The organism is Kitasatospora sp. NPDC087314 (assembly GCF_044744365.1).
In the GTDB taxonomy this organism is placed as follows: Bacteria; Actinomycetota; Actinomycetes; order Streptomycetales; family Streptomycetaceae; genus Kitasatospora.
Map to the genome: position 1 here is coordinate 55108 of NZ_JBIUYE010000004.1, position 22450 is coordinate 77557.

Genomic DNA, 22450 nt, shown 5'->3' on the forward strand with positions numbered 1-22450 from the left:
GTAGAGATGTAATTGAGCCAGCCGGCGCGCGAGTGGCTGACGTAGCGTCAGTGCGCAGATCGCGACGGGTGGGATAACCGGGTTGCCGACAGGAAGGCTTGACGCTGCGTCAGGCCATGGGGGTAGCCCCCCTTCGGGGGTGGGGGGTGGCTCCATGGGCGCGGGGCCGCCCGCCCGCGCAGACTGGGCTGGAGGTTCGAACACCGTGGCGGTAAGGCCCCGCTCCGGGGCGCCGGAGCGCAGGGCGGCGCGTCCGGGCCCGGCGGCGCCGGCCGGCCGGCGCCGCCGCACCCGTGCACGTGATGCCGTCCCATCTCCAGCCGATCGGGGTCACCGATGACCAGTACCGCCGCCGATGTCGCGACCACCCCCAGCACGAGGACGGGCCGGGGCGGACGAGTCCGCTGGGTCGTCGTCCTGCTGACCTCGCTCACCATCGTCGCCTACGCCGTGGGGACCTACGCCCAGGCCAGCCTGCCCATCGCCGCGTCGAAGGGCGGGCTGTCCGCCACCTACGCCGAGCGCCCGATGGCCGTCCAGGTCACCTTCTACGTCCACATCGTGACGGCCTCGCTGGCGCTGTTGGTGGGCCCGCTCCAGTTCTCCACCGCGCTGCGCCGCAGATCCCCCGCCGCGCACCGCTGGACCGGCCGGGTCTACGTCCTCGCGGTCGCGGCCGGATCCGTGGCCGCGTTCGTCATGTCGTTCTTCAACTCGATCGCCTTCGACGGCTTCTTCGGGTTCGGCAGCCTCGCCCTGCTCTGGGCCTGGACCACCTGGCGCGGCTACCGCGCCATCCGCGACCGTGACCTGCCGAGCCACCGCGCCTGGATGATCCGCAGCTTCGCCCTCACCTACGCCGCCGTCACCCTGCGCGCCTGGCTCGGCGTCCTCATCGTCCTCCAGGAGCTCGCCGCCCAGGGGCCCGTCGACGGCGGCCGCCTCTTCGACAACGCCTACGCCGCGGTCCCCTTCCTCAGCTGGCTCCCCAACCTCGTGGTCGCCGAACTCCTCATCCGCCGCCGAGGCCTCCCCGCCTACCGCCTCACCCCGGCCCGTGCCGCGGACGGCCGGTAGCCCTAGCCGATGCGGGTGGGGGTGTCGAGGAGGGGGTGGCCGGTGGTGGTGAGGAGGGTGGTGAGGTCGATGGGGCTGAGGGTGTGGGGCGCGCGGAGGTAGAGCTCGTCGACGGTGGTGTCGGGGAGGGGGTGGGGCTGGAGGGAGAGGATGGCGACGTGCCGGTCGGCGAGGGCGGTGTGGACGCGGGCCAGGTCGGCGGGGGAGCTGCGGGCGGCGGTGCGGACGCGCCACAGGGTGGTCGGCGGCGCGGGGGCGTGGGGGTGGTGGCGCTGGGACCACCAGGTGTGGAACAGGGCGGTGGCGAGGAGGGCGAGGGCGGAGGCGGCGAGGACCACCGGGCCGTCGGGGCCGTTGACGACGATCTTGGCGACCAGGTCGGCCGCGGTGACCGAGACGAAGACGGCGGCGAGTTCGACGGAGTCGCGGCGCCAGCGGTGGGCTCTGGCGCCGCGCCGTCGGGCACGGGGGAGGGCGGGCGTCGGTTGCGGCGTCTGGTGCTCCGGGTGCTCGGTGTGCTCCATGACAGCACCTTGCCCGTGCGGTGTTTCCGCTCCACGAACCCGCTGTGACCTGGTGGTTAAGGTCTTCGGGCCCGCGTTACGGCTGCAGTTCCGCGGCCGCCGCCTTGACCTCGGCGAGCAGGAGTTCCAGGTCGGCCTCGGTGGTGTCGGCGTTGAGCAGGCAGGCCCGGAGCATCTCGCGCTCGCCGAGGCGAGCCCCGGTGACGAAGACCCGGCCGCGCCGCTGGACGGCGACCGGGAGCTCGCGGTTGAGGGCGTCGAGGGCGGCCTCGTCGTGTCCGGGGGTGCGGTGGCGGAACGCGACGATGGAGGTCTGCACCTCGGCCAGCAGCTCCAACTCGGCGTCGGCCTCGATCAGTTCGCCGAGGCGGCGGGCCAGCGCGGTGCAGCGGGCGATGTCGCGGGCGATGCCGTCGCGGCCCTTGTGGGCGATGGTGGCCCAGACCTTGAGCGCGCGGAACGGGCGGGTCTGCTCGGTGCCGTACTCGGAGAACCAGCCGAGCGCGCCGGCCGCCTCGTCGCGCAGGTAGGACGGGACGAGGCTGAAGGTGCCGCGCAGCTCCTCGGTGTCGCGCACCAGCGCGCAGCCGCAGTCGACCGGGACGCCCAGCCACTTGTGCGGGTCGAGGGCGAGGGAGTCGGCGCGCTCCAGACCCGCGTAGCGGTGGGCGATGGCCGGGTCGAGGACGCCGAAGGCCCCGTACGCGCCGTCGACGTGCAGCCACAGGCGCTGCTCGGCGCAGAGGTCGGCGATCGGGCCGAAGTCGTCGACCGCGCCGGTGCCGACGGTGCCGGCCGAGGCGACGACCAGGAAGGGCAGCAGCCCGGCGGCCCGGTCGCGCTCGACGGCGGCCCGCAGCCCGGCGGGGTCGAGGCGTCCGTCGGGGTCGGTGGCGACGGTGCGCAGGTGCCGGCTGCCGAGGCCGAGGAGCTCGACGGCCTTGCGGACGCAGGAGTGGGTCTCACCGGTGACGTAGCCGACCAGCGGCGGCAGGCCGGCCAGGCCGTCCTCGCGGACGTCCCACCCGGCCCGGCGGGCGGCCCGGTTCCGGGCGGCGGCCAGGCAGACGATGGTGGCCATCGAGGTGCCGGAGGTGAGCAGCCCGCCGCCGGCCGGGTGCGGGAAGCCCACCAGTTCGGCGATCCAGCGGACCACGGCGCGCTCCAGGTGGACGTCGGCGTGGTCGCCGCCGGCCGAGCTGGGGTTCATCGCGGCGGCGGCGAGGGTGGCGAGGACTCCGGCGGGGGCGGGGGCGGAGTTGACCCAGCCGAAGAAGCGGGGGTGGCCGTTGCCCATCGGGTGGGGCAGGACCTCCCGCCCGATGGCGGTGAGGAGGTCGGCGAGCGGGCGGCCGTCGGCGGGCAGCGGCGCGTCGAGCAGGGCGTTGCGGGCGGCGTCGTCCATCGGCTGCCAGACCGGGCGCCCGGGCAGTTCGGCGAGGTAGTCGGAGACGAGGTCGGCGGCGGAGTGCGCGGCGGCGCGGAAGTCCTCGGTGGTCATGACGGCGGTTCTCCAGGGGGCGGGGGAGGCGCGGCGTCCTCGGCGCACCCTGATCCGCCCGATCCTACGGAGAGGGCCCGCGCCGTGCGGCGCGGGCCCTCCAGGTGAGACGGCGTCTCGGTCCGGGTCGGACGGCGAGCAGGCCGGGGCGGACGGCCGGGTCAGTCCAGCGAGCTGGACAGGCCACCGGCGGAGCGGCAGTAGCCCTGCATCTCCTTGTCGCCGATCTTGGCGCAGAGCCGCCCGGCCGCGCCGCCGTCGGTGTAGTTGACCGTGTAGTAGCTGACCAGGCCCTCGGCGCAGGCCTTGCGCTGCCAGCCGTCGGCGGCGGTGGCGCACTGCTGGGCGGCCCAGTCCTCGCGGTCGAGGTTGTACTTCATCGTCCGGGAGCCGACGCCGCGGCTGCAGTCGACCGCCCCACCGCTGGCCTTGCCGTTGAGGCACCACGTGAGGGCGTCGGCGTAGACCTCGGGGTGGTTCGGGTAGTCGTGCGAGGAGAGGTAGAAGGTCGGGGCGTAGAAGTAGCACGCGGACTGGAACAGGGACGGCTGGTCCTTGCACGGGTACAGCGGGTCCTGGGCGAGCTTGTCGGCGGGCAGGTTCGCCTTGGCCTGCTCGTCCTCCTCGTCCGGGCCGAAGAGCTGCATGAACAGCCCCTCGGAGCAGCGGATCCTGTTCTGGTCGCTGGGGAACTTGTTGCACAGCTCGCGTGCCTTGGCGACGTCCTGCTTGGCGACGAACATGGTGCCGTGGCCGACGCCGTGGATGCACGGGCCGGCGTTCTTGGGCGCGCAGAGCTTGAGCAGGTCCACCTCGGGCTGGGTGGAGGCGTTGAGCATCTCCTCGACCGCGCCGTGCAGGTAGCCGGCCGCGCAGGTCTCGTGGGGGAAGGAGATGACCTTCTGGAAGTCCTCGTTGAAGCGCTTGACCGCCGCGTGGCCGAGCTCGTGCGCGATCGGGTGGCAGAAGCGCACGGTGTACGGCTTCTCCTTGGTGATCCGGTCGAGGTCGGCGAGCGCGACGCCGGGGTCGGTGGCGTCCATCTCGGCCATCAGCTTGTTGCGCAGCGTCGACCGGGTCCACACCGCCGGGTCGCCGGTCGGGGTGGCGCCCGCGGCCGCCGGCGCGACGGCGGGGGCGGCGCCGCCGGTGGCCCCGGCGACGGCCGGGGTGGTCGCCGCGGTGGCCGCGGGCGACCAGTCGGTGACGGCGACCGACCCGAGGCCCAGGACGCCCAGGAGCAGGGCGGTGAGAATCGCGAATACTCGCGGCTGCATGAGGTGATCCCCCGGCGGATCGAGGTGGACGGTTCGCTCCCATCCTGACGGCACGGTGGCGGGAATCCGCGTTTTCGCCAGCCATTCGGGAGGTGTCGGCGACGCTATCGCACGGTCCGACGCCCGGGCGCGGCGGGTTGGTTCCGGAAGATCACCCGAACGGCGTAGCGGCGCCGGGTCGCCGCGCCGTCCGGGGAGTCCGGGGAGTGCCGCGAAGCACCGGGGTGACCGTCAGAGATCCAGCGTCACCTGGTACTCCGTCAGCCAGGTGTCCAGGTCGAGCGCGAGGTCGACGGCCAGCCGGACGGACTGCGGGTCGGTGTCCGGGGAGAGCGCGTCGGCCAGGCGCCGCCGGTCGAGCAGGTCGAGCGCCGGGGACTTCCGCTGGGCGGTGAGCTGGGCGAGTTCGGCCCGCAGCAGCGCCGGGTAGTGCGGGTCCGCGGTGACCGGGTACGGGCTCTTCACCCGGTCGGCGACGGCGTCCGGCAGCATGTCCCGGACGGCGGCGCGCAGCAGGCTCTTCTCCCGGCCGTCGAAGTGCTTCATCGCCCACGGGGTGTTGAAGACGTACTGGACCAGCCGGTGGTCGCAGAACGGCACCCGCACCTCCAGGCCGTTGGCCATGCTCATCCGGTCCTTGCGGTCGAGCAGGATGCAGACGAAGCGGGTCAGGTGGAGGTACGAGATCTCGCGCATCCGCCGTTCCAGCGGGTCGGCGTCCGGCAGGTGCGGGACTTCGGTGAGCGCTTCGCGGTAGCGGGCCCGCCGGTAGCCCGCCAGGTCGAGCCTGCCGAGCAGGCCGGCGTCGAGGATCTGTTCCCGTGGGCCGGCGCCCTCGCCGCCGATGCCGGTCAGCGAGACCGCCCAGGGGAAGTCGTCGGCGGCGATCGCCTGCGGGTCGTGGAACCAGCGGTAGCCGCCGAACAGCTCGTCCGCGGACTCGCCCGACAGGGCGACGGTGGACCGGCGGCGCACGCCCCGGAAGAGCAGCAGCAGCGAGATGTCCATGTCGCCGATCCCGCCGGGCAGGTCCCGGGCACGCAGGACGGTGGCGCGCTGGGCGAGGTCGCCGAGCTCGGCGGCGTCCAGTTCGATCACGGTGTGGTCGGCGCCGACGTGCTCGGCGAGCAGCCGGGCGTACGGGCCGTCCTGGGTCGGCCGGACCGCGTCGGCGTGGAAGTTCTCGCTCTGGCCGGTGAAGTCGACGGCGAAGGAGCGCACCGGACCGGCGCCCGCGTCGCGCAGCACCCGGGCGGCGAGGGCGGTGACGGCGCTGGAGTCCAGGCCGCCGGAGAGCAGGGAGCAGAGCGGGACGTCCGAGTCGAGCTGGCGGTGGACGATGTCCTCCAGCAGGGCCCGGACGGTGGCGACGGTGGCCTCCAGGGTGTCGGTGTGCTCACGGGCCTCCAGCGCCCAGTAGCGGCGCATCGACAGGCCCTCGCGGCGGACCCGGACGACGTGCCCGGGCCGGACCTCGGCGATGCCCCGGTAGGGGGTGACCCCCGGGGTGCGGCTGTAGGAGAGCAGTTCGCGCAGCCCGTCCAGGTCGACCACCGGGCGCACCGCGGGGTGGGCGAGGATCGCCTTCACCTCGGAGCCGAAGACCACGCCGTCCGGGGTGGGGTGGTAGTGCAGGGGCTTGACGCCCATCCGGTCGCGGACCAGCAGCAGCTCCTCGCTGCGGGCGTCCCAGATCGCGAAGGCGAACATGCCGTTCAGCCGCTCGGCCAGCTGCTCGCCCCACTCCAGGTAGGCGTGCAGGACGACCTCGGTGTCACTGCGGGTGCGGAAGCGGTGGCCGGCCGCCTCCAGTTCCGCGCGCAGCTCGCGGTGGTTGTAGACCTCGCCGCTGTAGGTGAGCGCGGCCAGCAGCCGGCCGTCGTGTTCGACGGTCATCGGCTGGACGCCGCCCTCGACGTCGATCACCGCGAGGCGGCGGTGGCCGAGGGCGGCGTGTTGCTCCAGGTGGACGCCGCCGGCGTCCGGGCCGCGGCAGATCTGGGTGGCCGTCATCGCGTCGAGGACGGCGCGTTCGGCGGTGAGGTCGCGGTCGTAGGCGACCCATCCGGTGATCCCGCACATCAGCAAGCCTCCGGTCTTCCGCTACGTATGCGGAAAGTCACGCTACGTGTGGAGGGGCGCGGCTACAAGGGTGCGGCGGGAAGGGGGCGAGGGAGGTCGGGGAGGCGCGAGTGGCTGATCGGGTGAACCGAAAGTCGTAAAGTCTGCCCGAATTCGGGCAGGATCTTTGAATCCGGTGGCCGATGCGGCCTAGGCTCCTTTCTCGTGCCGAGCTCACCCCACCCTCACGACGACCTCCTCGCCCACCTCACCCGGACCAGCCCGCTCGGGCCCCGGGAGGCGGAGCGGGTCGTGGCGGAGGTGCTGGCGTACTTCTCCGAGACCACCGAGGAGTACGTCCGCCGCCGCCACGGCGAGCTCCAGGCACGCGGACTGACGAACGAACGGATCTTCGCCCGGCTCGCCGAGGAACTTCCCGCCCGCCGCGTCGCGGCGCCCGGGCTCTCGGCCCGCCAGCTGCGCCGGATCGTCTACGGCTGAGCGCCGTCGGCGGGTCCGCCCAGCAGTTGCCAGGACGCACGAGCAGCCGTCGAGCATTCACCAAGAGGAGCCCACGCATGTGCGGAATCGTGGCCTACATCGGCCCCAAGGACGCGACCCCCTTCCTGCTGGAGGGACTGGCCCGGCTGGAGTACCGCGGCTACGACTCGGCCGGCGTCGCCGTCACCGGGCGTACCGGCGGGCTCAAGGTCCGCAAGGTCAAGGGCCGGGTCGCCGACCTGGCCGCCGCCGTCCCGGCCCGGTTCAAGGGCGGGATCGGCATCGGGCACACCCGCTGGGCCACCCACGGCGTCCCCAGTGACGCCAACGCCCACCCGCACCTGGACGGCGCCGAGCGGATCGCCGTCGTCCACAACGGCATCATCGAGAACGCCGACGAACTGCGCGCCAAGCTCACCGCCGACGGCGCCGTCTTCCGCTCCGAGACCGACACCGAGGTGCTCTCCCACCTGATCGCCGCGCACGCCGTCGACGGCGTGGAGCTGGAGGACGCCGTGCGCGCCGCGCTCGGCAAGGTGGTCGGTACCTACGGCATCGCCGTGCTCGACGCCGAACAGCCGGACCGGATCGTGGTCGCCCGCAACGGCAGCCCGATCGTGCTCGGCCTCGGCGAGAAGGAGATGTTCGTCGCCTCCGACGTGTCCGCCCTCGTCCGCTACACCCGCCAGGTCGTCCACCTGGAGGACGGCGAGCTGGCCACCGTCCGCGCCGACGGCTTCCGCACCTTCACCGCCGACGCCCGCACCACGCACCGCCAGCCGTCCACCGTGGACTGGGAGATCGACTCCTACGACACCGGCGGCTACGAGCACTTCCTGCTCAAGGAGATCCACGAGCAGCCCGGCTCGGTCGAGCGCACGCTCAGCGGCCGGCTCGACGAGCGCTTCGCCACCGCCCACCTCGGCGGCCTCAACCTGGACGCCCGCGAACTGCGCGAGATCCGGCGGGTGAAGATCCTCGGCTGCGGATCCGCCTACTACGCCGGTGAGATGGGCGCCCAGCTGATCGAGGAGCTCTCCCGCATCCCCGCGCACAGCGAGCCCGCCTCCGAGTTCCGCTACCGCAACCCGGTGATCGAGGCGGACACCCTGTACATCGCGGTCAGCCAGTCCGGCGAGACCTACGACACGCTGGCCGCCGTCCAGGAGATCAAGCGCAAGGGCGGCCGGGTGCTCGGCGTCGTCAACACCGTGGGCAGCGCCATCGCCCGCGAGTGCGACGGTGGCATCTACCTGCACGCCGGGCCGGAGATCTCCGTCGCCTCCACCAAGGCCTTCACCTCCACCGTGGTCGCCTTCGCGCTGCTGGCCCTGCACTTCGGCCGCATCCACGACCTCTCGCCCGCCGACGGCCGCCGGATCGTCGCGGCCCTGAAGGCCCTGCCGGAGCAGATCCGCGAGGTCCTCGCGCAGAGCGACGCCATCGCCGAACTCGCCGCCCAGTACGCCGAGTCGGCGGGCATGATGTTCATCGGCCGGGTCCGCGGCTACCCGGTCGCCCGGGAGGGCGCGCAGAAGCTCAAGGAGATCTCCTACGTGCACGCCGAGGCCTACCCGGCGAGCGAGCTGAAGCACGGGCCGCTGGCGCTGATCAGCCCCGAACTGCCCACCGTCGCCCTGGTGCCGGACGACGAACTGCTCGACAAGAACCTCACCACGCTCGGCGAGATCAAGGCCCGCTCCGGCCGGGTCATCGCCATCGGCCACCGCCGCCCCGAGGACAAGCTCGCCGACCACTGCATCCTCGTCCCCAAGAGCGAGCCCGAGCTCGACCCGCTGCTCCTCAACATCCCGCTCCAACTCCTCGCCTACCACGCCGCCCTGGCCCTCAAGCGCGACGTCGACAAGCCGCGCAACCTGGCGAAGAGCGTGACGGTGGAGTAGGCCGGAGTAGGCCCCCGCCGCAAAGCCGCGGCGGGGGGGGGGCCGGGGGGGGGGGGGGGGGCGCCCCCCCCCCCCGGGGGGGGGGGCCCCCCCCCCCCCCCCCCCCCGGCGCGCCGCGGCCCCCCGGCCCCCCCCGGGCGCCGCCCACCCCCCCCCAACCGGGCCCCTGCGGTCGCGGGGGGTTTGGGCGGGTGGCCCCCCCCCCCCCACCCCCGGGGGGGCCCCCCCGGGGGGGGCGGGGCGCCGCCGCCTGCGTCACGTGGTGGCCGTCAGCGCGCCGCCTGCGGGACGCGCTGGGCCGGGACGGTGCGCCCGGTCGTGCGGGCGGCGGCCGGGGCGGCGCCCAGGGCGGTGCCCCGGGTCTCCTCGGCCCACAGCACGCACACCAGCAGGCCGACCAGGGTGGTGCCGGCGGCGATCAGCATGGTGGGGCCGGTGCCGAGCCCGGTCAGGGAGAGCGGCAGCAGATAGGTGCCGACGGCCGCGCCGATCCGGCTCACCGAGGTCGCCACCCCCACCGCGGTCGCCCGGATCTCGGTGGGGAAGAGCTCGTTGGGGTAGGTCCAGTCGAGGACGTTGGGCCCGCCGCACAGGAAGGCGTACGCGCACAGCGCGGTCAGGGCGACGGCGGCCGGGGCGGTGGGCCACACGCCCAGCAGCACCAGCGGGACGGCCATCAGGGCGAAGGACCAGATGATGACGGGGCGTCGGCCGCGGGTGTCGATCAGGCGCAGGGCCGGGTAGCAGCCGAGCAGGAAGACGAGGCTGATCAGCCCGGTGCCCAGGGTCTCCATCACGGTGCCGCCCGGCATGCCGAAGGAGGAGAGGATCTGCGGGCCGAAGGTCAGCATCGCGAACAGCGGGCCGACCTGGCAGAGGAAGAACAGGCCGCAGAACAGGGTGCGGCGCCGGTAGGGCTGGGTCATCAGCAGGCGCAGCCCGCCGGGGCGGCCGCGCTCGGCCGGGTCGGGCATCAGCTCGCGGCCGTCCACCCGCACGCCGAGGTGCTTCTCGACCACGCGCACCGCGTCGCCGACCCGTCCGTTGGCGGCCAGCCAGCGCGGGGACTCCGGCGAGCCGCGGCGGATCACCAGGAAGACCGCGCACAGCACCGTGGAACTCGCGAGCATCCACCGCCAGCTGCCGGGCCCGGCCAGCTCCAGGAACGCGTAGCCCACCACGTAGGCGAGCACGGAGCCGGCGTACCAGGCGACGATCTGCTGGCCGAGCAGCCGCCCGCGCTGCTTGGCGGGCAGCCACTCGGCGAGCAGGGAGGTGGCGATCGGGTAGTCGGCGGCCACGGCCATGCCGAGCACGAAGCGCAGCACGGCGATCGCCCACACCGTGTCGACCCAGAAGGAGAGCACCGAGCAGGCGGCCATCACGAGCAGGTCGGCGGTGTACATCACCTCCCGGCCGATCCGGTCGGTCAGCACGCCGAAGAGCGCGCCGCCGACGAACATGCCCACCAGGGCGGCGGCGCCGATCAGGCTGACCTCCGCGGTGGACAGGCCGAGGTCCGGGCGCATCCCGATCAGGGCGACGCCGACGATGCTCAGGATGTAGCCGTCGAGCAGCGGCCCACCGGAACAGGCCAGGGCCAGTCTGCGGTGGAAGGCGGTATACGGGGCGTTGTCGATGGTCTGGGACATGTGCTGGGGTCCTCCGGAGCGTACGGCGGCGGGAGGACCCGCTCACCGTGCGCCGGGTAGACGGCAGGGTAGGCGTCGTCCGTGGGACGACGCCATCACCCGTTCACACCGGGCGACCGTCCACGGTTGCCCCGGTACGCACTGGCCGCCACTGGGCCGAAGGTCGGTCGGATTCATGACCAAGGTCCCGAAGCGGACAGGCCCTCGGACCGTGTCGCCACCCCGCCCGCCCAGTCCTGCCGGGCCCTGTCGCCGCCCGGGTGCCCGGCCGCCCGCCGGGCGTGACCCTTCTCACCCGAGGGCCTCCGGGTACCCCGATCGTGTGGCCGGCGCCACAATCGGGGCCGCGGCGCCCGCGTCCCGCTCCGAGCGCGCGCCCCGGCGTCAGGGTGTCAGGACGATCTTGCCGCTGACGGTGCCGGACTCCGCCAGCCGCAGGGCCTCGGCGGCCCGGGCGAGCGGGATCCGGGCGGCGATGCGGGCGGTGACGTCGCCGCGGTCGACGGCGGCGAACACCTGGGTGAGGTCGGAGCGCAGGCGGGCGCGGAACCGGTCCCGGCCGAGGGCGCGGCCGGCCCAGATGTTGTAGAAGCAGGCGCGGCGGCCGTTGGGCAGGGTGTTCCAGAGCCAGGTGCGGGCGAGGATCTTCAGCACGGGCCACTGCTTGGAGCCGTCGTCGTCGCGGGTGGACGCGCTGCCGTAGGCGACGAGCGTGCCGCCGGGGGCGAGCAGGTGCCAGGAGTCGATCACGCTGCGCCCGCCGACGTGGTCGAAGACGGCGTCCACCCCGCCGGGCGCCAGATCCCGGACCCGGGCCGCCACGTCCGCGGTGCGGTAGTCGACCGGGATCACGCCGAGCTCCCGCAGGGCCTCGTGGTGCCGGGCGGACGCCGTGCCGATCACCTGCACGCCGGCCGCCCGCGCCAGCTGGACCAGGACGGAGCCCACCCCGCCGCTCGCGCCGTGCACCAGGATGCGCTGCCCGGCGCGGACCCGGGCCCGGCCGTGCAGCATCTGCCAGGCCGTGATGCCGTTGACCACCACGGTCTCCGCCGCTTCGGCGGTGAGGCCGTCCGGGACGGGCACGGCGTCCTCGGCGTCGACCAGGACGTGGCTGGCCCACCCGCCGACCTTCACCAGCGCTGCCACCCGCTGACCGACCAGGCCCGGGTCGACGCCCTCGCCGGTGGCCAGCACCCGGCCCACCAGGTCGTAGCCGGGAACGAACGGGAACGGCGGCTGGTCGTAGTACCGCCCGCGGCGCATCTGCTGCTCGGCGAACGAGACGCCGCTCGCCTCCATGGCGATCACGAGCTGCCCCCGACCGGCCTTCGGCACGGCTCCGTGGCGGATCTCCAGGCCCTCCGGGGCCACGATGCCGGGCAGTACGACCTCGACCAGGCGTGCGCTGTCCATGACGCGCTCCTTTTCCGTAGATGGCGTCGCTTCCGTTAGAAGTTATAACCGTCAGGGCGAGTGAGGGTCAAGAGGGAGAGTGATAGCCTCTAACGAGACGTTGACGGTGTAGTCGTGAGGGCTGGAGGCGGGCGTGGCCGCGTCAAACGCGAGGACTCCCCGGGAGCGCTACCGCGCCCAGGTGCGGGAAGAGGCCAAGGAGCACGCCTGGGAGCAGATCGCCACGGCGGGGGCCTCGGCCCTGTCCCTCAACGCCATCGCCAAACGGATGGGCCTGAGCGGCCCGGCCCTCTACCGGTACTTCGCCAGTCGCGACGAGCTGATCACCGAGCTCGTCACGGACGCCTACCGCAGCCTCGCCGACACCTTCCGGGCCCGCGCCGCGGCCGGCACCGACCTGGCCGGACTGGTGGACACCCTGCGCCAGTGGGCCCTGGACGACCCCCAGCGCTACTTCCTCGTCTACGGGACCCCGGTGCCCGGCTACCACGCGCCCGAGGAGACCACCCGGATCTCCGGCGAGATCATGGCCGTCATCCTCGACGCCTGCACGGCCGAGGAGCCGGCCGGCGAGTCACCCGGCGCGCCGCCGTCCCCGCTCGACGCCCACCTCGCCGAACACCGGGCCTGGGCCGGACCGCACCCGGCCCCGCCGTCGGCACTCCGCCTGGCCCTCGCCTTCTGGACCCGCCTGCACGGCGTGCTCTCGCTCGAACTCGCGGGCCACTTCACCGGCATGGGGCTCGATCCCGCCGAGCTCTACGCCGCCGAGGCCCGCTCCCTCACCGGTCGCTGACGGCACGACGCGGGCCTGCCGTGCCCGCCCGGGAACTCGGCCCCGGGCGGGCACGGCAGGCGTTTCGTCACGCGTCGGAGTAGCTGAGGTCGCCCACCGTCCAACTGCTCACGTCGCCGATGGCGATGCGGTACATGCCGCCGGTGTGGGGAAGTCCGAAGTCGCCCTGCAGGATCCTCGCCCGGTGGAGGTGCAGGTGCGTGGGCCGGGTGGGCGCCACGGCGGAGGACGGGGCGAAGAGGGCGGCGAAGGGCTTCAAGTGCTGCGAGGTGTGCAGGACTTCCGACACCCGCTCGAACCAGAGGGCCATCGGCGCGAGCCTGCCGGTGATGACCGCTCCGGGGACCACCACGGTCAAGGACATCTGGTTGCTGTGCTCGGACTCCACCATGGCGGCGATGTCAACGAGGAGCTCATCAGAGTTCGACATGCCCCCAGACTATTGCGCCACCGGCGGCTTCGGGGGTCGCGCGTACGGTACGGTCCGCCGGGCGTCTGCCCGACGTCGCGTCGGACGTCCGGCGCAGACCGTGCGCATGGTCGCGCGCACGGCCGGCGCCTGGTGCCGGGGCCCGGGCTCTGGTGTCCCGGGGGGAACCCCGGGTCAGAGCTTCCACATCTCGGCGTAGGGCGGGATGAGCCGCTCCTGCCGGGAGCCGAAGTCGACGAGGACCGCGATGTCGCTGCCGTCCTCGACGTCGACGACCCGGCCGAGGCCGTGCTTGTCGTGGGTGACCCGGTCGCCCACGGCGAACCGTTTGCGCGGCACTTCGACCGGGGCTTTGAAGGGGCTGGTGGGCAGGTGGCGCCGGACTGCCGGTGATTTCGTCATCCCGATCAGTATGCTCTGAAAAACCGCGGAGCGGACCCTTCCGGAGGGCCGGAAGCCCGCAGGGGTGGCGGCGCACCGCCAACCGGCCCGCGCCCGGGTGGTCCACCCGGGCGGAAAAATTCTCCGCCCGGCCCGCGCCTGCCGCGGTCGCGCCAACTGCCCTGGGGCCGCCGCCCGTTGCCGCCCGCTCCGGCGGGGCAGAGCCACCCGTGGGGGTGGGGTCCGGAAAACCTGATGCCGAATATCCACCGCGGGGAGCCCGGGCCTGCTACAGTCGATTTAGTTGCAGTAGTGGTTCCCATGAACTTTGTGTGCGCCTGCTGATGTATTGCAGGCGCATTTTTTGTTTTCCGGCTTTTCCCCGGCGGGTGCTCATCGCGGCGACTCGAAGTCCGCATGGTGCGGACCTCGTACAGTCTCTCGAAGGAGATTTTTTTATGGCTACTGGTACCGTGAAGTGGTTCAACGCGGAAAAGGGCTTCGGCTTCATCGAGCAGGAGGACGGCGGCGCTGACGTCTTCGCCCACTACTCGAACATCAACGCCAGCGGTTTCCGCGAGCTGCTCGAGGGCCAGAAGGTCGAGTTCGACGTCACGCAGGGCCAGAAGGGCCCGCAGGCGGAGAACATTCGCCCGCTGTAGTAGGTCTATGCCACGGCACTCGCCATGGCAGCGAGGGGCCCGCACCGCGCACACGCCCGGTGCGGGCCCTTCGGCCGTACCACCCCACCCCCGCCTCCGGCGGCCCCAGGCCGCTCCGGTGGCTCCGGCCCTGCGGTCCGCCGCCGGCCGCCGTTTCCGTGTGAGCCGCACTGCGCCGCCTGCGGACCGGTGCCCGCCCATCGGGCGGCTGCGCCGTCCAGGCCCCGCCCGGTCGCACCGCCCGAGCCCCGCCCGGCACATTCTCCGGCCCGTTTCTTGCGATCTCCGCGCGTCCGCGCAGTGGAGCCTCCCTCGCGACGTGCCGTCTCGAGGAAGGTTCCGTATGAACCGCCCCAATCGTCCCTCGCACCGCACCTCCCCCCGCCGATCCGCCGCTTCCGGCAGGGGTCAGGGGCGCTCCGCCCAGCGGGAGTTCGAACTCCCGGTCAGCTCCACCCCGGCCCTGCCCGCCGTCGAGTCGTTCGACGAACTGGACATGCCCGCGGCCCTGTTGAAGGTGCTGGCCCGCCAGGGCGTCACCTCGCCGTTCCCCATCCAGGCCACCACGCTGCCGAACTCGCTCGCCGGCCGTGACGTGCTCGGCCGGGGCCGGACCGGCTCCGGCAAGACCATCGCCTTCGGTCTGGCCGTCCTGGCCCGCACCGCCGCCCGTACCGCGGGTGGCAGGGCCGCCCCGGGCAGCCCGCTGGCCCTGGTGCTGGTGCCCACCCGGGAGCTCGCGCAGCAGGTCACCGAGGCGCTCACCCCCTACGCGCACGCCGTACGGCTGCGGATGGCGACCGTGGTGGGCGGCGTGTCGATCGGCCGCCAGGGCCAGGTGCTGCACCGGGGCGCCGAGGTCGTGGTGGCCACCCCCGGTCGGTTGAAGGATCTGATCCAGCGCGGCCACTGCCGGCTGGACGACGTCAGTGTCGCGGTCCTGGACGAGGCCGACCAGATGGCGGACCTGGGCTTCCTGCCGCAGGTCACCGAACTGCTCGACCAGGTCTCCGCCGACTGCCAGACGCTGCTCTTCTCCGCGACCCTGGACCGCAACGTCGACCGGCTGGTGCACCGCTTCCTCAAGGACCCGGTCACCCACTCGGTGGATCCGTCGGCCGTCGCGGTCACCACCATGGAGCACCACGTGCTGCATGTGCAGAACTACGACAAGAACGAGGTGATCGCCCGGATCGCCGCCCGCGACGGCGGGGTGATCATGTTCACCGACACCCGGGACCGGGCGGACGGACTGGTCGAGGCCCTGCTCGCGAACGGGGTGAAGGCGGCCGCCCTGCACGGCGGCAAGTCCCAGCCCCAGCGCACCCGCACCCTGGAGCAGTTCCGCACCGGCGAGGTCACCGCGCTCATCGCGACCAACGTCGCCGCCCGCGGCATCCACATCGACGGCCTCGACCTGGTCGTCAACCTGGATCCGCCGGTCGACCACAAGGACTACCTGCACCGCGGCGGCCGCACCGCCCGGGCCGGTGAGTCCGGGACCGTCGTCACCCTCGTGCTGCCCAGCCAGCGCCGCCAGATGGCCCGCCTGGCGGCCACCGCGGGCCTCGCCCCGACCGCCACCCGGATCCACTCCGGCGACGACGAACTCGCCCGGCTCACGGGCGCCCGCGTTCCCACCGGCATCCCGGTCTCGATCCCCGACCCCGTCATCGAGCGCCCCCGCCGCCGCCCCAACTCCGGTGCCGGCGGCCGCCGCCGGCCCGCCGCCGCCTCCGGCGCCCGTCACCCGCGCCCGGCGCGGTCCGCCGGCCGGAGCTGATCGGGCGGCTCGGGGGGCGTCCTGGCCCGGTCCGGCCCCGCGCTGTCGACAGCGCGGGGCCGGACGCGCGCTCAGGACCGCTTGGGCGGCAGCACGGCCAGGGCGAGGAGGATCACCAGGACGCCGCCGCAGGCGTTCCAGAAACCGTTCTCCAGGTCGCCGATGTCGAGCGAGAGCGGCGACAGCTCTCGTCCCTTCTGGTAGACCCAGAGCACACCGGTGACCACCGCGACCACGCCGGCCAGGAGCAGGCCCGGGCGGGACCGCACCAGCAGCGCCAGGACCGCGATCGCCGCGGCGATGGCCAGGAGCAGGAACATCGACATGCCGGTCGAGGTGGTGCGGGTGGGCGACATGCCCCGGAACAGGTCGGCGACCGGCACAGACCTCGGATCGCTCTTCGCGTACCAGGGCTGAAACGAGCTGAGCACCAGCCCGGCCGCGCCGGCCAGGGCCAACAAGCTTGCTAGGACGGTTCGCATGGGACGGGACCCCCAGTTTCCTCTTGGTCGTGTTTCTCCTGTCGGCCGATCATCATCCTGATCGGCGCCCCCGCCTGGAGCATGCCATGTCAGGCCCGCCGATCGGTGCCCAACGGTCGGATCGGCGCCACGAGTTGGACGGCGTACGGTCCTCGGCGTCCGGCGTCCGGCGTCCGGCGTCCGGCGGGCGCGGGGCTGGCGGGCGCTGGGCCGTCGGGTCAGAAGATCGAGCAGCCGGAGAGGGTGGTGAGGGTGTCCAGAGCGGTGACGGCCGCGACCGAGTTGCCGGCCTGGTCCAGGCGGGGGCCCCAGGCGCAGACCGCGGCCCGTCCGGGCAGTATGGCGAGGACGCCGCCGCCCACGCCGCTCTTGCCCGGCAGCCCGACCCGGAAGGCGAACTCGCCCGCCGCGTCGTAGGTGCCGCAGGTGAGCAGCACGGCGTTGACGCGCTTGGCCTCGCTGCGCGACATCAGCCGGGTGCCGTCGGCGCGCACCCCGTACCGGGCCAGGAAGGAGCCGGCGAGGACCAGGTCCCGGCAGCTGGCGGACACCGCGCAGTGCGCGTAGTAGTGGTCGAGGACGGTCTCGACCGGGTTCTCCAGGTTGCCGTGGCTGGCGATGAAGTGGGCCAGGGCGGCGTTGCGGTGGCCGTGGTCGGCCTCGGACGCGGCCACGACCGGATCGGTGTCGATCAGCGGGTTGCCGGACTCCCGGCGGAGGAACTCGCGGACGGCCCCGGCGGCGTCGCCCGTCATGGTCTGCAGGCGGTCGGTGACCACGAGGGCGCCGGCGTTGATGAACGGGTTGCGCGGGATGCCGTGCTCGCTCTCCAGCTGCACCAGCGAGTTGAAGGGGTTGCCGGACGGCTCCCGCCCCACCCCGCGCCAGACGGTGTCCCCGCCGTGGGCCATGGCCAGCGCCAGGGTGAAGAGCTTCGACACGCTCTGGACGGAGAACGGCCGCTCCCAGTCCCCGATTCCGTACAGCTCGCCGTCGACGGTGGCCACCGCCATGCCGAACGCGTCCGGTTCCACCGTGGCGAGGGCCGGGATGTAGTCGGCGACGTGCCCCTGGCCGCTGGTCGCCCGCGCGGCCGCCGTGGCGGCGTCCAGCAGCAGCCGGTAGTCGAGGGTCTCTCCGGCGGGCATACCGTTCAACGCTGTTCCTCCATGAGCACGAGCTTCATCACGATCACGATCACGGCCGCGGCCACGGCGCCGACCGTGACCTGGTCCGATGAGGATTATCCGTGCTCGCGCCGCCGGCGCCGGTCGCGCCCGGATGCGGGTGGGGACGGGTCGGCGCGCGGCGTGACCGGGGACGTGTCATGACGGGTCGGGGTCGAAGGCCGTCAGCAGGTTGGCGACCAGGGGGTTCCGGTCGTTCCTGCGCCAGGCGGCGGCGACCCGGGTGCGGGTGTCGCCGGGGGTGAGACGGCGGAAGACGATGCCGTTGAGCCGGATGTGCCGGATGCTCGCCGGGGCGAGGGTGACGCCCAGACCGGCTTTGACGAGGGCGCACATGGTCTGCCATTCGACGGCGTGCTGGGTGATGCGGGGGGCGAAGCCGGCGGCGGTGCACAGACCGATGATCTGGTCGTGGAGCTGCGGGCCGACCTCGCGGGGGAGGAGGACGAAGGGGGAGCCGGCCAAGTCCGCGAGGTGGACGGTTTGTCGGGGGGCCAGGGGGTGGGCGGTCGGGAGCACCGCCACGAAGGGTTCGGTGAGGACCGTCCGGAAGCCGAGGGCTGGCTCGTCGGCGGGAGGCTCCCGGAGCAGTCCGATGTCGATGGCCTGCTCGTGCAGGGCGGCCAGTTGCGGGGCGCTGGTCATCTCGTGGATGTCCAGGTGCACGTCGGGGTGCCGGTGCCGGAAGGTCTGCAGCAGGCCGGGCAGGACGGTCAGGGCGAGGGAGGCGGCGAAGCCGATCCGCAGGCGGCCGGCCCGTCCGCTGCCGACGGCCCGGGCGGCGGCGAGTCCGGCGGTGAGGTCGGCGAGGGCCCGCCGGGCGGCGGGCAGCAGTTCGCGGCCGACCGGGGTGAGGGTGACGCCCGCCGGGGTGCGGTGGAACAGCGGGTGGCCGACCTTGTCCTCCAGCCGGCGGATCTGCTGGCTCAGCGGCGGCTGGGCGATGCCCAGGCGGGCGGCCGCGTTGCCGAAGTGGAGTTCCTCGGCGAGCACGAGGAAGGCGTGCAGCTGCGGCAGGGGGAGTTCCGGTCGGTCCATAGGCCCAGGGATATCAGGTCATGCCGTGGGGTGTATTGGACGTATGGCCGGCGCTTGCCTAGCGTTCGGCGCATGACAGAGCGACGTTCGATTCTCAGCGGTTCGACCTTCGAGGAGCAGATCGGCTACGCCCGCGCCGTGGTCGACGGCGACCGGGTGCACGTGTCCGGGACGACCGGGTTCGACTACACCACGATGACGATCTCCGAGGACGTGGTGGAGCAGGCCGAGCAGTGCCTGCGGAACATCGGGGCCGCGCTGGCGGAGGCGGGCTGCACCTTCGCGGACGTGGTGCGGGTGCGCTACCTGCTGCCGGAGCGGGCCGACTTCGAGCCGTGCTGGCCGGTCCTGCGGCGCTGCTTCGGCGAGGTCAGGCCGGCCGCGACGATGCTGGTGTGCGGCCTGGCCGACCCTCGGATGCGGATCGAGATCGAGGTCGACGCGCGCAGGAGCGACGGGTAGCGGGGTTGCCGATCGCCGGCCCACCCGGGCGAGCCGCAGGCGCACGTGGCCCCGCTGACCACCGGCTTGCGGGTGCGGGCGGCCTGGTCGTGACGTCGGCTGCGGTGGGGCGGCGGTGACCGTGCGTCAGGGGGCCGAGCTCGGGGCCTGGACCGGTGGGCCGGTGAGCAGGGTGCCGTCGTCGGAGTACGGCCAGCCGTTCGGCACGCAGCCGTGCAGGCCCTTGATCTGCTGCATCATCACCGGTGCCGGTGCGCCCGCGCCGGGGCAGTCGACGTGGCCGTACCCGAGGATGTGGCCGACCTCGTGGTTGACGGCGAGCGCGTGGTACAGCTCCGGCTTTCCGGCGTAGAACTCCGACAGCTCCGTCCAGCGCTTGAGGTTGATGACGACCTGATGGCCCACGCCGCAGTTCACCCAGCCGCCGGTGTCCAGACCGTACTGGCCGCAGATCCGGTCGGTGGTCGCCGGGGTGGCCAGGTAGACGGTGAAGTCCACCGGGTCGGCGGGCATCCGCTGGAAGGACGCGGTGTTGCCGGCGGCCCAGCCGTGCTGGACGTTCCCGAGGATCGTGTCGACCTCGGCGGCGAACTGCCCGGGGCTCTCGGCGAGCCCGTTCTCCGCCCGCACCTTGTAGCGGTACAGGTGCTCGCCGGTGCCGAAGCGGGGCGAGCCGCCGGCGGCCGTGGTGAACTCCATCGGCTTCTGCCGGTCGCCCGGGGCCCACGGGTGCCACCACACCAGGCCGGCGGTCACGGCGGCGACCACCACCAGGGCGAGGGCGCCGTGCCAGAGCCGCCAGCGCCGGGATCCGAGGAGGCTCTTCATCGGCCGCCCCCCGTCGCGAGGCGGACCCTCGTCTCGGTGGCCCGGCCGGGTCGGGCGGACTCGCCGCGTATGGAGGAGTGGGGCGTCAGCGGGGACATGGCGGTGAACAGCTCCTGGACGGGGTGGGGCGGGGTCGAGTGGACGAAAGGCGCCATAGGGAGGAACGAGCGAAAGCGGACCGCCAGTTCAGGCGGCCGACCGCCGTACCGCCGCGGCCGGTGCGGGTGATCAGGCCCGCGCCCCGGTGAGCCGGTCGGCGGCGCCCCAGTCGGGCGCGCGGCCCGGTCGGTTCCCGGAACCACTCGATGGTGCCATCCGTGCGGTGTGTCCGTGGGCCCCGGGGGTCGGTTCCGCTGTGGTGGTGCACGGTGATCACCGGCCGGGCTTGCCCGGGTCGTCCTACCTCGTTCCACTTCGTGTCAGCTCACCTCACGTCATCGGAGGCACCGCCATGTCCATCACCACCGTTCTCGCCGTCGACGGAATGAGCTGCGGCCACTGCGAGAAGACGGTCAGCGCCGGGTTGGCCGCCCTCCCCGGCGTCACCGGGGTCACCGCCGACGCGCCGACCGGCCGGGTCACGGTGGCCTCGGCGCAGCCGCTCGACGAGGCCCTGGTCCGCGGCGCGGTCGACGGGGCGGGCTTCACCCTCGTCGACCGGCGCTGACCCGCGCCGGAACCGGCCGCCAGGCCCGGCCGGCCCGGCTTGTCCGCCCGGCCCGCCCCGCCCGCCCGGTCTGCGCACCGGGCGGGCGGGGCAGGGGTCAGCCCATGCTCTTCGCACCGTCCAGGGACTCCCGGATGATGTCGGCGTGGCCCGCGTGCTGGGCGGTCTCGGCGACGACGTGCATCAGCACGCGGCGGGCCGACCACTCGGCGTCGGCCTCGAACCACGGGGCCTTCGGCAGCGGCTGGGTGGCGCCCAGGTCGGGGAGGGCGGCGACCAGGTCGTCGGTGCGGCGGGCCACCTCGGCGTACTCGGCCAGGACGCCGACCAGCGTCTCGCCGGGCAGCATGCGGAACTCGTCGGCGCGGCGGGCGAAGTCGGCCTCGGTCCAGGCGGTGAAGTCGGGCATCGCCGACGGGCCGTCCACGATGAAGTTCGCCCAGAGCCGCTCGACCGAGGTCACGTGCTTGACCAGGCCGCCCAGGCACAGTGCGCTGGCGGTGGTCCGCAGGCCGGCCTGCTCGTCGGTGAGGTCGCGGGTGGTGAAGCGCAGGAAGTGCCGCTGCTTGGCCAGGGCCGTCAGCAGGTCGGCGCGCTCGCCGGTGGCGGTGTGGCTGTTCGGGGTCGTGGTGGTGGTCATGGTGCCGGCCCTTCGTTCGGTTCTTGCTCCTTCGGACAAGGTCCACGCTACGAGCCATTGCGGTCACTTTCCGGCCTGAATTCCGCGAGAATCGGAGCCATGGCGAACACCAGCACCCGGACGCTGCGACTGCTCTCCCTGCTCCAGACCCACCGCTACTGGCCGGGCGAGGAACTGGCCGACCGGCTCGGGGTCTCGATCCGCACCCTGCGCCGCGACATCGACCGGCTGCGCGAACTCGGCTACCCCGTCGAGGCGCAGCGCGGCGTCGACGGCGGCTACCAGCTCGCGGCGGGCGCGGCGCTGCCCCCGCTGGTGATCGACGACGAGGAGGCGGTGGCGCTCGCCGTGGGCCTGCAGGCCGCCGCGGAGAGTCCGGTGGAGGGCGTCGCCGAGGCCTCGGTGCGGGTGCTGGCCAAGGTGGCGCAGGTGATGCCGGCCCGGCTGCGGCGCCGGGTCGAGGCGCTGCGCGCGGTGACCGTACCCGTCGGCGAGGGCGCCGTCGCCGCCCCACCCGTCGATCCGGACCGGCTCACCGTGGTCGCGCTGGCCTGCCGGGACACCGAGCGGCTGCGCTTCTCCTACACCGCCGCCGACGGCCGCCGCGCCGAGCGGCACGTCGAACCGCACCGGCTGGTCTGCCTGTACCGCCGCTGGTACCTGGTCGCCTACGACCTCGACCGGCAGGACTGGCGCACCTTCCGGCTCGACCGGCTCAGCGCACCGCAGGGCAGCGGCGCCCGGTTCGGGCCCCGAGAGCTGCCCGCCGCCGACGCCGCCGAGTTCGTCCGGGCCGGGCTCAACGGTGTGCGCCGCCCCCACCGGGTGACGGCGCTGGTGGACGCCCCGGCCGCGACCGTGCGTGAACGGGTCGGCCGGTGGGGCACCGTCGAGGAGGTCGACGCCGGGCGCTGCCGGTTGGAGATGACCGCCGACTCCCTGGAGTGGCCCGCCATGGCGCTCGGCTCGCTCGGCGCGGAATTCCGCGTGCTCGGCCCGCCCGAACTGCTCGCCCTCGTCGAGGAGTGGGGCGAGCGGTTCGGGCGGGCGGCGCGGGGCGGGGTGGCGGAGTAGGAAGTCGGACGGGTCGACTTCTCGTGCGGGACGGTTGTGCGGGCGGGTCGGTTCCGTGTGCCGGTCGGCTGCTTGCGCGGGCTGGTTCTGCGGGTGGGACGGTTTCG

Annotated in this window: 22 protein-coding genes; 9 read left to right on the forward strand and 13 right to left on the reverse strand. The window is 73.5% G+C overall.

Features of this window, described 5'->3' with window-relative positions; all coding sequences use genetic code 11:
* The first annotated feature begins 336 nt into the window (after positions 1-336).
* Entirely contained in the window at positions 337-1077 is a 741-nt protein-coding gene (locus tag ACIO5E_RS09600) for a DUF2306 domain-containing protein (RefSeq protein WP_400665456.1), read from the forward strand.
* Positions 1078-1079: 2 nt separating this feature from the next.
* Here the strand turns inward: ACIO5E_RS09600 and ACIO5E_RS09605 are convergent, their stop codons facing one another.
* The 4 genes from ACIO5E_RS09605 to asnB form a co-directional block, all read right to left on the reverse strand.
* Positions 1080-1601 carry a hypothetical protein gene (locus tag ACIO5E_RS09605; protein ID WP_400665458.1) on the reverse strand — a complete coding sequence of 174 codons (522 nt, stop codon included), beginning with the start codon at positions 1599-1601 and terminating at the stop codon, positions 1080-1082.
* Positions 1602-1677: 76 nt separating this feature from the next.
* Complete coding sequence (locus ACIO5E_RS09610) at positions 1678-3102, reverse strand: pyridoxal phosphate-dependent decarboxylase family protein (protein WP_400665460.1); 1425 nt, start codon at positions 3100-3102, stop codon at positions 1678-1680.
* A 161-nt stretch (positions 3103-3263) separates the two neighbouring features.
* On the reverse strand, positions 3264-4379 hold the full coding sequence (locus ACIO5E_RS09615; RefSeq protein ID WP_400665462.1) for a hypothetical protein: 1116 nt from the start codon (positions 4377-4379) through the stop codon (positions 3264-3266).
* Positions 4380-4610: 231 nt separating this feature from the next.
* Positions 4611-6461, reverse strand: a complete 1851-nt coding sequence (gene asnB, locus ACIO5E_RS09620; RefSeq protein WP_400665464.1) for an asparagine synthase (glutamine-hydrolyzing) — start codon at positions 6459-6461, stop codon at positions 4611-4613.
* A 204-nt stretch (positions 6462-6665) separates the two neighbouring features.
* On the opposite strand from asnB, the gene ACIO5E_RS09625 reads away from it, so the two are divergent.
* Both ACIO5E_RS09625 and glmS read left to right on the forward strand, forming a co-directional pair.
* Positions 6666-6941 (forward strand): hypothetical protein, encoded by a 276-nt coding sequence (locus tag ACIO5E_RS09625; protein ID WP_400665466.1) that lies wholly within the window; start codon positions 6666-6668, stop codon positions 6939-6941.
* Between the two features lie 77 nt (positions 6942-7018).
* Positions 7019-8845: a glutamine--fructose-6-phosphate transaminase (isomerizing) gene (glmS, locus tag ACIO5E_RS09630; RefSeq protein WP_400665468.1), complete on the forward strand. Its 1827-nt coding sequence runs from the start codon at positions 7019-7021 to the stop codon at positions 8843-8845.
* A gap of 269 nt (positions 8846-9114) precedes the next feature.
* Here the strand turns inward: glmS and ACIO5E_RS09635 are convergent, their stop codons facing one another.
* Positions 9115-10497, reverse strand: a complete 1383-nt coding sequence (locus ACIO5E_RS09635) for an MFS transporter (RefSeq protein WP_400665469.1) — start codon at positions 10495-10497, stop codon at positions 9115-9117.
* Between the two features lie 384 nt (positions 10498-10881).
* Positions 10882-11913: a medium chain dehydrogenase/reductase family protein gene (locus ACIO5E_RS09640; RefSeq protein ID WP_400665471.1), complete on the reverse strand. Its 1032-nt coding sequence runs from the start codon at positions 11911-11913 to the stop codon at positions 10882-10884.
* Between the two features lie 133 nt (positions 11914-12046).
* Between ACIO5E_RS09640 and ACIO5E_RS09645 the strand changes: the two genes are divergently transcribed.
* Complete coding sequence (locus ACIO5E_RS09645) at positions 12047-12709, forward strand: TetR/AcrR family transcriptional regulator (RefSeq protein ID WP_400665473.1); 663 nt, start codon at positions 12047-12049, stop codon at positions 12707-12709.
* Between the two features lie 67 nt (positions 12710-12776).
* Here the strand turns inward: ACIO5E_RS09645 and ACIO5E_RS09650 are convergent, their stop codons facing one another.
* Complete coding sequence (locus ACIO5E_RS09650) at positions 12777-13139, reverse strand: hypothetical protein (RefSeq protein WP_280682652.1); 363 nt, start codon at positions 13137-13139, stop codon at positions 12777-12779.
* Positions 13140-13313: 174 nt separating this feature from the next.
* Positions 13314-13541, reverse strand: a complete 228-nt coding sequence (locus tag ACIO5E_RS09655) for a hypothetical protein (RefSeq protein WP_400665475.1) — start codon at positions 13539-13541, stop codon at positions 13314-13316.
* 437 nt (positions 13542-13978) lie between these two features.
* Here ACIO5E_RS09655 and ACIO5E_RS09660 point away from each other — a divergent pair, with 437 nt between their 5' ends.
* Both ACIO5E_RS09660 and ACIO5E_RS09665 read left to right on the forward strand, forming a co-directional pair.
* Positions 13979-14182, forward strand: a complete 204-nt coding sequence (locus tag ACIO5E_RS09660) for a cold-shock protein (protein WP_280682648.1) — start codon at positions 13979-13981, stop codon at positions 14180-14182.
* A 343-nt stretch (positions 14183-14525) separates the two neighbouring features.
* The gene (locus ACIO5E_RS09665) at positions 14526-15965 is read left to right on the forward strand and encodes a DEAD/DEAH box helicase (RefSeq protein ID WP_400665477.1); all 1440 of its coding nucleotides are present in this window, start codon (positions 14526-14528) and stop codon (positions 15963-15965) included.
* 71 nt (positions 15966-16036) lie between these two features.
* On the opposite strand, the gene ACIO5E_RS09670 is transcribed toward ACIO5E_RS09665, so the two are convergent.
* The 3 genes from ACIO5E_RS09670 to ACIO5E_RS09680 form a co-directional block, all read right to left on the reverse strand.
* Positions 16037-16426: a hypothetical protein gene (locus ACIO5E_RS09670; protein ID WP_400665479.1), complete on the reverse strand. Its 390-nt coding sequence runs from the start codon at positions 16424-16426 to the stop codon at positions 16037-16039.
* 239 nt (positions 16427-16665) lie between these two features.
* A complete protein-coding gene (locus ACIO5E_RS09675; protein WP_400665481.1) occupies positions 16666-17595 on the reverse strand; it encodes a glutaminase in 930 nt (309 codons plus the stop codon).
* A gap of 177 nt (positions 17596-17772) precedes the next feature.
* Positions 17773-18672 (reverse strand): LysR family transcriptional regulator, encoded by a 900-nt coding sequence (locus ACIO5E_RS09680; protein ID WP_400665482.1) that lies wholly within the window; start codon positions 18670-18672, stop codon positions 17773-17775.
* 72 nt (positions 18673-18744) lie between these two features.
* Between ACIO5E_RS09680 and ACIO5E_RS09685 the strand changes: the two genes are divergently transcribed.
* Entirely contained in the window at positions 18745-19134 is a 390-nt protein-coding gene (locus tag ACIO5E_RS09685) for a RidA family protein (protein ID WP_280682640.1), read from the forward strand.
* A 126-nt stretch (positions 19135-19260) separates the two neighbouring features.
* Here the strand turns inward: ACIO5E_RS09685 and ACIO5E_RS09690 are convergent, their stop codons facing one another.
* Positions 19261-19962, reverse strand: a complete 702-nt coding sequence (locus tag ACIO5E_RS09690) for a DUF3152 domain-containing protein (protein WP_400665484.1) — start codon at positions 19960-19962, stop codon at positions 19261-19263.
* 451 nt (positions 19963-20413) lie between these two features.
* On the opposite strand from ACIO5E_RS09690, the gene ACIO5E_RS09695 reads away from it, so the two are divergent.
* Entirely contained in the window at positions 20414-20629 is a 216-nt protein-coding gene (locus ACIO5E_RS09695; protein WP_400665486.1) for a heavy-metal-associated domain-containing protein, read from the forward strand.
* A 97-nt stretch (positions 20630-20726) separates the two neighbouring features.
* Here the strand turns inward: ACIO5E_RS09695 and ACIO5E_RS09700 are convergent, their stop codons facing one another.
* Positions 20727-21269: a DinB family protein gene (locus ACIO5E_RS09700; RefSeq protein ID WP_400665488.1), complete on the reverse strand. Its 543-nt coding sequence runs from the start codon at positions 21267-21269 to the stop codon at positions 20727-20729.
* 99 nt (positions 21270-21368) lie between these two features.
* Between ACIO5E_RS09700 and ACIO5E_RS09705 the strand changes: the two genes are divergently transcribed.
* Complete coding sequence (locus tag ACIO5E_RS09705; protein ID WP_400665490.1) at positions 21369-22343, forward strand: helix-turn-helix transcriptional regulator; 975 nt, start codon at positions 21369-21371, stop codon at positions 22341-22343.
* Positions 22344-22450 lie beyond the last annotated feature (107 nt).

Bases quoted from the DNA above. Each gene is read 5' to 3' on its own strand.
- ACIO5E_RS09600 (WP_400665456.1), top strand. From the start codon at position 337: ATGACCAGTACCGCCGCCGATGTCGCGACCACCCCCAGCACGAGGACG.
- ACIO5E_RS09605 (WP_400665458.1), bottom strand. From the start codon at position 1,601: ATGGAGCACACCGAGCACCCGGAGCACCAGACGCCGCAACCGACGCCC.
- ACIO5E_RS09610 (WP_400665460.1), bottom strand. From the start codon at position 3,102: ATGACCACCGAGGACTTCCGCGCCGCCGCGCACTCCGCCGCCGACCTC.
- ACIO5E_RS09615 (WP_400665462.1), bottom strand. From the start codon at position 4,379: ATGCAGCCGCGAGTATTCGCGATTCTCACCGCCCTGCTCCTGGGCGTC.
- asnB (WP_400665464.1), bottom strand. From the start codon at position 6,461: ATGTGCGGGATCACCGGATGGGTCGCCTACGACCGCGACCTCACCGCC.
- glmS (WP_400665468.1), top strand. From the start codon at position 7,019: ATGTGCGGAATCGTGGCCTACATCGGCCCCAAGGACGCGACCCCCTTC.
- ACIO5E_RS09635 (WP_400665469.1), bottom strand. From the start codon at position 10,497: ATGTCCCAGACCATCGACAACGCCCCGTATACCGCCTTCCACCGCAGA.
- ACIO5E_RS09640 (WP_400665471.1), bottom strand. From the start codon at position 11,913: ATGGACAGCGCACGCCTGGTCGAGGTCGTACTGCCCGGCATCGTGGCC.
- ACIO5E_RS09650 (WP_280682652.1), bottom strand. From the start codon at position 13,139: ATGTCGAACTCTGATGAGCTCCTCGTTGACATCGCCGCCATGGTGGAG.
- ACIO5E_RS09655 (WP_400665475.1), bottom strand. From the start codon at position 13,541: ATGACGAAATCACCGGCAGTCCGGCGCCACCTGCCCACCAGCCCCTTC.
- ACIO5E_RS09660 (WP_280682648.1), top strand. From the start codon at position 13,979: ATGGCTACTGGTACCGTGAAGTGGTTCAACGCGGAAAAGGGCTTCGGC.
- ACIO5E_RS09665 (WP_400665477.1), top strand. From the start codon at position 14,526: ATGAACCGCCCCAATCGTCCCTCGCACCGCACCTCCCCCCGCCGATCC.
- ACIO5E_RS09675 (WP_400665481.1), bottom strand. From the start codon at position 17,595: ATGCCCGCCGGAGAGACCCTCGACTACCGGCTGCTGCTGGACGCCGCC.
- ACIO5E_RS09680 (WP_400665482.1), bottom strand. From the start codon at position 18,672: ATGGACCGACCGGAACTCCCCCTGCCGCAGCTGCACGCCTTCCTCGTG.
- ACIO5E_RS09685 (WP_280682640.1), top strand. From the start codon at position 18,745: ATGACAGAGCGACGTTCGATTCTCAGCGGTTCGACCTTCGAGGAGCAG.
- ACIO5E_RS09690 (WP_400665484.1), bottom strand. From the start codon at position 19,962: ATGAAGAGCCTCCTCGGATCCCGGCGCTGGCGGCTCTGGCACGGCGCC.
- ACIO5E_RS09695 (WP_400665486.1), top strand. From the start codon at position 20,414: ATGTCCATCACCACCGTTCTCGCCGTCGACGGAATGAGCTGCGGCCAC.
- ACIO5E_RS09700 (WP_400665488.1), bottom strand. From the start codon at position 21,269: ATGACCACCACCACGACCCCGAACAGCCACACCGCCACCGGCGAGCGC.
- ACIO5E_RS09705 (WP_400665490.1), top strand. From the start codon at position 21,369: ATGGCGAACACCAGCACCCGGACGCTGCGACTGCTCTCCCTGCTCCAG.